The organism is Massilia sp. DJPM01 (genome assembly GCF_030348125.1).
GTDB classification, from domain to species: Bacteria; Pseudomonadota; Gammaproteobacteria; order Burkholderiales; family Burkholderiaceae_D; genus Telluria_A; species Telluria_A frigida.
Genome location: NZ_JAQOZV010000052.1, coordinates 49529 through 58972 on the forward strand (window position 1 = coordinate 49529; position 9444 = coordinate 58972).

At 65.4% G+C, this 9444-nt stretch carries 5 protein-coding genes; 3 read left to right on the plus strand and 2 right to left on the minus strand.

Going from position 1 to position 9444, the window contains the following annotated elements; translation table 11 throughout:
* The first annotated feature begins 30 nt into the window (after positions 1–30).
* The 3 genes from PO883_RS26455 to PO883_RS26465 all read left to right on the plus strand — a co-directional run bounded on the left by PO883_RS26455 (position 31) and on the right by PO883_RS26465 (position 5356).
* On the plus strand, positions 31–1662 hold the full coding sequence (locus tag PO883_RS26455) for an alpha-D-glucose phosphate-specific phosphoglucomutase (protein ID WP_289312411.1): 1632 nt from the start codon (positions 31–33) through the stop codon (positions 1660–1662).
* Between the two features lie 34 nt (positions 1663–1696).
* Positions 1697–3349, plus strand: coding sequence for an alpha-amylase family glycosyl hydrolase (locus tag PO883_RS26460; protein WP_289312412.1), 1653 nt, complete (start codon positions 1697–1699; stop codon positions 3347–3349).
* Between the two features lie 153 nt (positions 3350–3502).
* Positions 3503–5356 (plus strand): glucokinase, encoded by a 1854-nt coding sequence (locus tag PO883_RS26465; RefSeq protein ID WP_289312413.1) that lies wholly within the window; start codon positions 3503–3505, stop codon positions 5354–5356.
* Here the strand turns inward: PO883_RS26465 and PO883_RS26470 are convergent, their stop codons facing one another.
* Both PO883_RS26470 and PO883_RS26475 read right to left on the minus strand, forming a co-directional pair.
* The gene (locus tag PO883_RS26470) at positions 5357–8089 is read right to left on the minus strand and encodes an alpha-1,6-glucosidase domain-containing protein (protein WP_289312414.1); all 2733 of its coding nucleotides are present in this window, start codon (positions 8087–8089) and stop codon (positions 5357–5359) included.
* Between the two features lie 11 nt (positions 8090–8100).
* Positions 8101–9432, minus strand: coding sequence for a sigma-54-dependent transcriptional regulator (locus PO883_RS26475; RefSeq protein ID WP_373890107.1), 1332 nt, complete (start codon positions 9430–9432; stop codon positions 8101–8103).
* Between the last annotated feature and the right edge of the window lie 12 nt (positions 9433–9444).

Genomic DNA, 9444 nt, shown 5'->3' on the forward strand with positions numbered 1-9444 from the left:
GTATCGTATTGTTAACAGACAGGAGTAAAAATGACCATCCACACAGTAAACACCACGCCGTTCGCCGGACAACGCCCCGGCACGTCCGGCTTGCGCAAGAAGGTAAGCGAGTTCCAGCAACCCGCTTACCTCGAAAACTTCGTGCAGTCGATCTTCAACACGCTCGGCGACTGCGCCGGCCAGACCCTGGTCCTCGGCGGCGACGGGCGCTACTTCAACCGCCACGCGATCCAGGTCATCCTGCGCATGGCGGCGGCGCACGGCTTCGCCAAAGTGCTGGTGGGGCAGGGCGGCATCCTGTCCACGCCGGCCCTGAGCTGCGTGGTGAGGAAGCGCGCCGCATCGGGCGGCATCGTGCTCTCGGCCAGCCACAATCCGGGCGGACCCGATGGCGATTTCGGCATCAAGTACAACATCGCCAACGGCGGCCCGGCGCCCGAAAAAATCACCGACGCCATTTACGGCCAGACCCAGGTCCTGGGCGAATACCGCATCAGCGACGCCGGCGAGCTCGATCTCGATACGATCGGCAGCGCGCGCATCGAGCAAATGGATGTCGAAGTCATCGACCCGGTGGCCGACTACGCGGCGCTGATGGCCGACCTGTTCGATTTCGCCGCCATCAAGGCGCTGTTCGCGGGCGGCTTCACGATGCGCTTCGACGGCATGCACGCCGTCTCCGGACCATATGCGCACGCGATCCTGGAAGGCTTGCTCGGCGCGCCGCGCGGCACCGTCATCAACGGCACACCGCTGGAAGACTTCGGCGGCCACCATCCCGATCCGAATCCCGTCAACGCGGCCGAACTGGTGGCGCTGATGTCCGCGCCCGGCGCACCGGACTTCGGCGCCGCATCGGATGGCGATGCCGACCGCAACATGATCGTCGGGCGCGGCATCGCCGTGACGCCGTCCGACAGCCTGGCCATCATCGCCGCCAATGCCACGGTTGCCCCGGGCTACCGCGGCGGCATCAAGGGCATCGCCCGCTCCATGCCCACCTCCACCGCGCCGGACCGGGTGGCGCAAGCACTCCAGGTGCCGTGCTACGAAACCCCGACCGGCTGGAAGTACTTCGGCAACCTGATGGACGCCGGCATGGTGACCCTGTGCGGCGAAGAGAGCTACGGCACCGGCTCGGACCATATCCGCGAAAAGGATGGCTTGTGGGCCGTGCTGTTCTGGCTTAACCTGCTGGCGGCAAGCGGCAAATCCGTCGACACGCTGGTGCGCGAGCACTGGGCGCGATTCGGCCGTAACTACTACTCGCGCCACGACTACGAAGCGGTTGAGGCAAAGGCGGCGGAAGGCTTGATGACGCACCTGCGCGAGCAGCTGCCGGCGCTGGCGGGCCAGGTCATCGACGGCTACACTGTTGATTTCGCCGACGATTTTGTTTATAAGGACCCGGTCGACGGCAGCATCGCCAGCAAGCAGGGCGTGCGCATCGTGATGACCGATGGCTCGCGCATCGTGTTCCGCCTGTCCGGCACCGGAACCGAAGGCGCGACCATCCGTCTTTACCTCGAACGCTACGAGCGCGACGTGGCCATGCACGGCATCCCGGCGCAGGAAGCGCTGGCCGCGCTGGCGGCGATTGCCGACCGGCTGGCCGGCCTGCACCAGCGTACGGGGCGCGACCGGCCGACGGTCACGACCTGACGAACCACTTTAACGATTAGCCAACAGGGAATACATGAAATTTTCCGCACTTGCAGTCTCACTGGCGCTCACTTTCGGCGCCGCCCACGTCAACGCCGCGCCGCCGGTGGCGCGCACCCCGTTTGTGTGGGAAAACGCGACTGTGTATTTCCTGTTGACGGACCGCTTCAACAACGGCGACAAAACCAACGACCTGGCGTACGGACGCAAGACCGATGCCGCGCCGCTGCGCGGTTACATGGGCGGCGATCTGGCCGGCGTAACCGCAAAAATCAAGGAAGGCTACTTCAAGGAGCTGGGCGTCGACGCAATCTGGATCACGCCGCCGGTCGAACAGGTTCACGGCAGCACCGATGAAGGCAGCGGCAAATCCTACGGCTTTCACGGCTACTGGGCGCGCGACTTCACCAGCATCGACGCCAATCTCGGCACCGAAGCGGACCTGCAGGAACTGGTCGACACCGCGCACGCCAACGGCATCCGCGTGCTGCTCGACGTGGTGATGAACCACACCGGCCCGGTCACCGCGCTGGACCCGGTGTGGCCCAAGGAGTGGGTGCGCACCGCGCCGGTGTGCGCTTTCAAGGATGCGCGCACCACCATCGATTGCACGCTGGTGAAGAACCTGCCTGACTTCCGCACCGACGTCGACCGGCCCGTCGCGCTGCCGCCGGCGCTGGTGGCAAAGTGGAAGGAAGAAAAGCGCTACGAGCGCGAAGTGGCCTCGCTCGACGCCTTTTTCAAGGAAACCGGCTACCCGCGCGCCCCGCGCTACTACCTGATGAAATGGCACGCGGACTGGGTGCGTAAATACGGCTTCGACGGCTTCCGTGCCGACACCGCCAAGCACGTCGAGCCGCGCGTGTGGAAGGACCTGAAAAAGGTCGCCAGCAAGGCGTTCGAGGACTGGAAGCGCGACAACCCGGCCAAGCGCCTCGGCGACAGCAAGTTCTACATGACGGCCGAAGTCTATAACTACTCGCTGCGCCACGCGCACCAGTTCGACATGGGCGGCGAAACCTTCGTCGACTTCTACGCCAATGGCTTCGATAGCCTGATCAATTTCAGCATGCCGTCCGACGCCAAAGGCGGCTACGACGCCATGTTCGGCCGCTACGCCGCGCTGCTGGCCGGACCGCTGCGCGGTTATTCTGTCCTCAATTATCTGAGTTCGCACGACGATGCGGCGCCGTTCGACCCGACGCGCACGCGTCCTTTCGATTCGGCGGTGAAGCTGCTGCTCTCGCCTGGCGCCGCGCAGATTTATTATGGCGACGAGAGCGCGCGCCTGCTCACGCACGACGGTGCCAAGGGCGACGCGGTGCTGCGTTCCTTCATGAACTGGGATGAACTGGCCAACAACGCCCAGCGCGATGGCTACCGTATCGCCGACGTGCGCAAGCACTGGGGCCTGATCGGCCGCTTCCGCCAGGCGCATCCCGCCGTGGGCGCCGGCGAGCACCGCAAGCTGCAAGCGACCCCGTACATTTTTGCGCGCACCTACGAGAAGGACCGGGTCGTGGTGGCGCTCGATCTGCCGACCGACAAGTCGACGCCGGTCGTGGTGGGGCCGGTGTTCCGGGATGGCGAGTCGGTGACCGATTACTATTCGGGCAAGAAGGCCGTGGTGGCGGGGGGGAAGGTCGATTTCCACACCAAGAACGGGATCGTGCTGATCGCGAACTAAGCGCTGTCGTTTCTGCCATTGGCAAAAACGACTTCCTGCCATTGGCGGAAACGACGGAGCCGAATGAAGCTACCTCCCCCCGGGGCATTTCATACATTTCATACAATAGGGTATGCTACGCGCGAACTGCCCGAACCGTCCCAAGCGACTGCGATGACCAAAGAACAAGATTCAGAACAAAAGTACAGCCGTACCGCCTATGCCGATGGCCCGCGCCTGCTGGCCGATATCGGCGCGACCCACGCGCGCTTTGCCCTCGAAACCGCGCCCGGCGTGCTGCGCGCGGTGCGTGTGCTCAAGTGCGACGACTTCCCCGGCATCGTCCCGCTGCTGCATACCTATCTCGCCGACCACGCCGGCATCCGCATCAATCACGCCGCCTTTGCCCTCGCCAACCCGATCAGCGGCGACATGATCCGCATGACCAACCGCGACTGGCAATTCTCGACCGATGAAGTGCGCCGCGAACTGGGCCTGAACACCCTGCTGATCGTGAACGATTTCACCGCCCTGGCGATGTCGCTGCCCGGCCTGTCGGGCGACGATCTGATGCAGGTTGGCGGCGGAACGCCCGCAACGAACGCCGTGATCGGCGTCGTCGGACCGGGCACCGGCCTTGGCGTCTCCGGCATGATCCCGACCGTCGACGGCTTCGTCACCCTCGGCAGCGAAGGTGGCCACGTCAATTTCGCCCCGGCCGACGAGCGCGAATTCGCCATTTTGCAGTACGCATGGAACGAGTGGTCGCACGTCTCGAACGAGCGCCTGATTTCCGGCCCCGGGATGGAACTGATCTACCGCGCGCTGGCCCAGCGCAACGGTGTGCAGGCCACGCCACGCACCTCGCCCGAGATTATCACCGGGGCCCTGGAAGACAACGACGCGCTCTGTCTCGAAGTGCTCGACTGCTTCTGCGGCATGCTTGGCGGCGCGGCCGCCAACCTGGCCGTCACGCTCGGCGCCTTCGGGGGCATCTTTATCGGCGGCGGCATCGTGCCGCGCATGGGCGAGTGGTTCGCCACGTCGGCCTTCCGCGCGCGCTTCGAGGCAAAGGGCCGCTTCAGCTCCTACCTTGGCCAGATCCCGACCTACGTCATCATGATTCCCAACCCGGCCTTCATCGGCGTGGCGACGATCCTGTCCGAACACCTGCGCGGGCGCAGCGGCGCCAATACGCTGATGGAGCGCGTGCAGCATTTGCAGCACGAACTGTCGCCCGCCGAACAGCGCGTGGCCGCGCTGGTGCTGGAACACCCGCGCAAGGTGCTGGGCGAGCCGATTGCGGAAATTGCGCGCCTGGCCGATGTCAGCCAGCCGACCGTGATCCGCTTCTGCCGCTCGCTGGGCTTTCTGGGCCTGGCCGACTTCAAGCTCAAGTTCGCCAGCAGCCTGACCGGCACCATCCCCGTGCGCCACAGCCAGGTGCGCGTATCCGACAGCACGCACGATCTGTCGGCCAAGGTGATCGACAATACCGTGTCGGCGATCTTGAAATTCCGCGACCAGCTCGACGTGGTGTCGATCGACCGCGCCATTGCGCTGCTGCGCAAGGCCAACCGGGTCGAGTTTTACGCCATGGGCAATTCGCGCGTGGTGGCACTGGATGGCCAGCACAAATTCTTCCGTTTCCGTATTCCCACCTCGTCGTATGGCGACTCGCATTTATTCACGCTGGCGGCCGAACTGCTCAAGCCGGGCGACGTGGTGATCGCCATTTCCACCTCGGGCCAGTTGCCGGAGCTGCTGGCGGCGGTGGATGCGGCGCGCGCCACAGGCGCCGACGTGATTGCGATTACCAGCAGCAAATCGGCGCTGGCGAAACGGGCGACCATTTGCCTCGCGGTCGATCACAGCGAAGACAGCACCAGCTTCCTGTCGATGATCTCGCGGGTGCTGCAACTGCTGCTGATCGATATTCTGTCGGTCGGTATTTCGCTCGGCGCGCAAGGCGCCGATCCGGCCGATCACGAGAAAAAGCGCTCGCTCATCTCGCACCTCGATATCTGATCACTCCACGAACACGACGGCGGTGCGCGCGGGGATGGTAAAACGCCCGGTGGCGCTGTCGAAGGTGCTCGCCGCAGCGCGCTGGTCGGCCGCTGACGGTGCCGTATGCACCGGATGCAGGCGCAGGCGCTTGCCGCGCATCCCGGCTAGATCGAGCGTGTGCGCTACCTTGTCCACATTGATGAAGTACGCCACGCCCGTAAATCCGGCGCCGGCATAGCCCGTGCCGTCGATGTGCGCCGCGATCACGGTGGGAACCTGCTTTGACCCGGTGTTGTGGAAGCGCAGGCGTTGCCCGATGTCCTGCGCGCTGCGCATCCGGAACAGGGTGGAGCTGGCGCGGATTGCCAAGAGGTCGCGAAAGGCGTCGCGCGCGAAGGCGATATCTGCCGGTGCGGGCTTGAGCGCGGCATTGGCCAGCAAGGGTTTGATCAGCGCGTAATCCCTGGCGTTGTCGTCGGCCGGCGGCGCGCCGGTGCCGAAGTAGTTGTCCTGGTAGCTCCAGTCGATGCGGTTGAACCAGTCGCCGGAATTGAAGCTGTTGCGGTCCATCGACTTCGAGCGCAAGGTGTCGATCCCGGCATGGAAGTAGGCCACGCCCTGGCTGAAGGCGTTGATCGCCACGCCAAGCACCTGCACGCGGGCGCGCTCGGCGCTTGATGTGGCCAGTGGCAGCTTGAATACGTTCATGTCGTACAGGGTCTGGTTGTCGTGGTTTTCGACGTAGTTGACCGCTTCGCCAGGTTCGCTGGCATATCCCGCCGGCTGGCCGTTGTAATCGATGGCCTCCAGGGCAAGGGTACTGTCCTTGTATGTCGTCATGGCGTAGCTGCGCACCGAACCGGCCAGCCCGACGCGCACCATGTCGGCCGCCTGCATCAGGTCCGTCAGCGGCCGTTCGCCAGCCAGCGCATTCGGGTCGTACACCAGGCCGTTGATGTAGCCCTGGCGCCGGATCATGTCCGCGCCGGCATCGGCCGCCGAACCGCCGCGTACACGGTCGCGCGCCCGGTCGCTGAAGGTGCCGATGCCGCTGCCGTTCAAGGACAGTTGCGACGCTTGCACGAAGCGCGCGCCGTCGGCCACCTCGCCGAAGTTCCAGCCTTCGCCGATCAGCTGCACATGACGCCCCGCTGCCGCGTCCACGCGTTCTTGCAGCCGCTCCATCGCCGCACGCGGCTGGTGGCCCATCAGGTCGAAACGGAACGAGTCGATCTTGTACTCGCGCGCCCACAAGGCGGCCGAATCGATCATGAGTTTGGCCATCATGCGGTTTTCGGTCGCGGTATTGTCGCAGCAGGTCGATTGCTCGACGCCGCCGGCCGCATTCAGTCTGTGATAGTAGCCGGGCACGATGCGGTCGAGGACCGATTTTTCCTTCTGGCCGGAGGCAAACGTATGGTTGTACACCACATCCATGCCGACCCGCAAGCCGGCCCGGTGCAGGTTCATGACCATGCCGCGCAATTCGATGATGCGCGTGGCGGCGTCAAACGCATCGCTGGCGTAGCTGCCTTCCGGCGCGTTGTAGTGATACGGATCGTAGCCCCAGTTGAAGCAATCGGTCGCCGCTGTCCGCTCGATCAATGCTTGCTGCGCTTCGCTGTCCGCCGCGCCGGCGGGAGCGGGCTGCGCGCAGCCGCGTTCCGGAATGCTGGCGATGTCGTACACCGGCAGCAGGTGAACGTCGGTCATGCCGGCGTTGGCCAGGGCGGCCAGGTGCCGCATGCCGTTCGACCCGCTGTGCGAAAAGGCGGCGTACTTGCCGCGCGCCGGCGCCGGCACGGTGGCGTCGTTGATCGAAAAATCGCGCACATGCAGCTCGTAGACGGCCATGTCGGTCTGCGCCTTGACTGTCGCCGGTGGCGCCGACTTGTCCCAGCCGGCCGGCTTGAGTCGCGGCGATGCCAGGTTGGCGATGTAGCTGCGTTGCGAGTCGGTGGTCAGGCTGACCGAATACGGGTCGGTCACCATGTTGCGTACCAGGCCCGTGCCATCGGCCACGACGTCAACCGCGTATTTGTAGTATTTGCCGGACAGGTCGCCTGGTCGCGTGGCGCTCCAGATACCGGTTGCGCGGTCGAACCGCATCGTATCGATTGCTTTCGCGCGCCCGTTGCCGCTGTCGTAGGTGCAGACGGACACCTGGCGCGCGGTCGGCGCCCACAGCTTGAAGGAGGTGCCCCGGCGCGCAGGGACGGCACCGAGATCGCTGGCCGATTCCGCCGCCGCGTATAGGTCGTCGAGCGCGCCCGCCGCCTGTAGCCTGGTCGCCGCGCGCACCGTTCCGTCAACGTCTTCCCGCACCAATACCAGCTGCTGCCGGTGCAGGCCGGGCAGGCGCGCCAGATCGGATGCCGCCACGGCCAGCATCACGCCCTTGCCGACGTAGTTGAAGCGCTGCGCCAGCGTGTCGCCGGAGGCGGCAAGTAGCAAGGCGCCCGATGCGCCGCTGACCGTGCCGCCGCTTGGTGCCGCAATGGTCCCGTCGGGCGAGTGATAGAGTTTGAACCGGCCCGCATTCTCCATGCCAGGCCATTGCGCAAGGCGCCGGTCCAGCCAGACGGCGCGTGCATCGATACTGGCGGGCGATGGCCGCACGATGGTTTGAAAGGCGCCGCTGTCGCAGACCGCTGCCATCGGCGCGGCCGAAGCCGACGCGCTCGCGCCGGCGAGAACTGCTGCCCTGAAAAGTGAAAAGGTCATCTGGCGTCCGGTGTCGTCGTTGTGCATATTATCGCCTGCTATTTTTTGCCGGGTGCCAGCTGGTATTTTTTGAGCTTGTCGTACAGGGTTTTACGCGGCACGCCGAGTTGGTCGGCGGCGGTTGACACATTCCCGTCGACGGCGTTGAGCGCGTTGGCGATCAGCTCGCGCTCATAGGCGTCGAGCTGCTGCGGCAGGCTCAGGGCGCCACCGGGAGCGGGAGCGGCGTCTGGCGCCGGTGCCGCAACGATGCCAAGCACCAGCCGCTCGGCGAAGTTGCGCAGTTCGCGCACATTGCCCGGCCACTCGGCCGCCTGCCACTGGCTCATTTGCTGGCTGCTCCACTGCGGCACCGGCCGCCCGTAGCGCTGCGCCGCATCCTGCGTGAAGTGCGCCATCAGCGGCGCGATGTCGTCGCGCCGTTCGTTCAGGCGCGGCAGGTCGATCGTGGCCACCCCGATGCGGTAGTACAGGTCTTCGCGGAAGCGGCCCTCCGCGCTCAATTCCAGCAGGTCGGCCTTGCTGGCCGCGATGATGCGAAAGTTCACCGCAATTGCCTCGTTGCCGCCCAGGCGTTCCAGCCGGCGTTCCTGCAGCGCCCGCAGCAGCTTCACTTGCAGCGCCATCGGCATGCTCTCGATCTCGTCGAGGAACAAGGTTCCGCCGTTGGCGTATTCGAGCTTGCCGATGCGGCGTTTGTGGGCGCCCGTAAACGCGCCGGCCTCGTGCCCGAACATCTCGCTCTCGAACACCGATTCGGGCAGGGCGCCGCAATTGATCGCGACAAAATTGCCCTTGCGCGCGCTGGCCGCGTGGATCAGGCGCGCCACCACTTCCTTGCCGGTGCCGGTCTGGCCGTTGATCAGGATGTCCACGCCGGCCGGCGCGATATTGCGCACCAACACCTTGAGCCGTTCGATGGCGTCGGAGCGCCCCACCAGTTGCGGCGTATCCGGATGCAGCGCCCACGCCGTCTTGAGGTGGCGGTTTTCCAGCACCAGGCTGCGCCGCTCCTGCGCGCGCCGCACCGCGTCGAGCAGGCGTTCGGCACCGAACGGTTTTTCGATGAAGTCGTAGGCGCCGGCGCGCATGGCGCCGACCGCCATCGCCACGTCGCCATGGCCGGTGACCATGATCATGGGCAGTTCCGCATCCAGCGCCACCACTTGCGCCAGCAGGTCGAGGCCGGAGCGCCCGGGCAGGCGCACATCGCTGACGATCACGCCATCAAACGCCGCGTCGAGCGCCGCCTGGGCTTCCTCCGCGCTGGCGAAGGCGCGCACGGTAAAGCCGCCCAGTTCCAGGGTCTGGGTGGTGGCCAGGCGCAGCGGCGCTTCGTCTTCCACCAGGATGGCTTGCATGGTTTTCATTCATTCCCCTAG

Bases quoted from the DNA above. Each gene is read 5' to 3' on its own strand.
- PO883_RS26455 (WP_289312411.1), top strand. From the start codon at position 31: ATGACCATCCACACAGTAAACACCACGCCGTTCGCCGGACAACGCCCC.
- PO883_RS26460 (WP_289312412.1), top strand. From the start codon at position 1,697: ATGAAATTTTCCGCACTTGCAGTCTCACTGGCGCTCACTTTCGGCGCC.
- PO883_RS26465 (WP_289312413.1), top strand. From the start codon at position 3,503: ATGACCAAAGAACAAGATTCAGAACAAAAGTACAGCCGTACCGCCTAT.
- PO883_RS26470 (WP_289312414.1), bottom strand. From the start codon at position 8,089: ATGCACAACGACGACACCGGACGCCAGATGACCTTTTCACTTTTCAGG.
- PO883_RS26475 (WP_373890107.1), bottom strand. From the start codon at position 9,432: ATGAAAACCATGCAAGCCATCCTGGTGGAAGACGAAGCGCCGCTGCGC.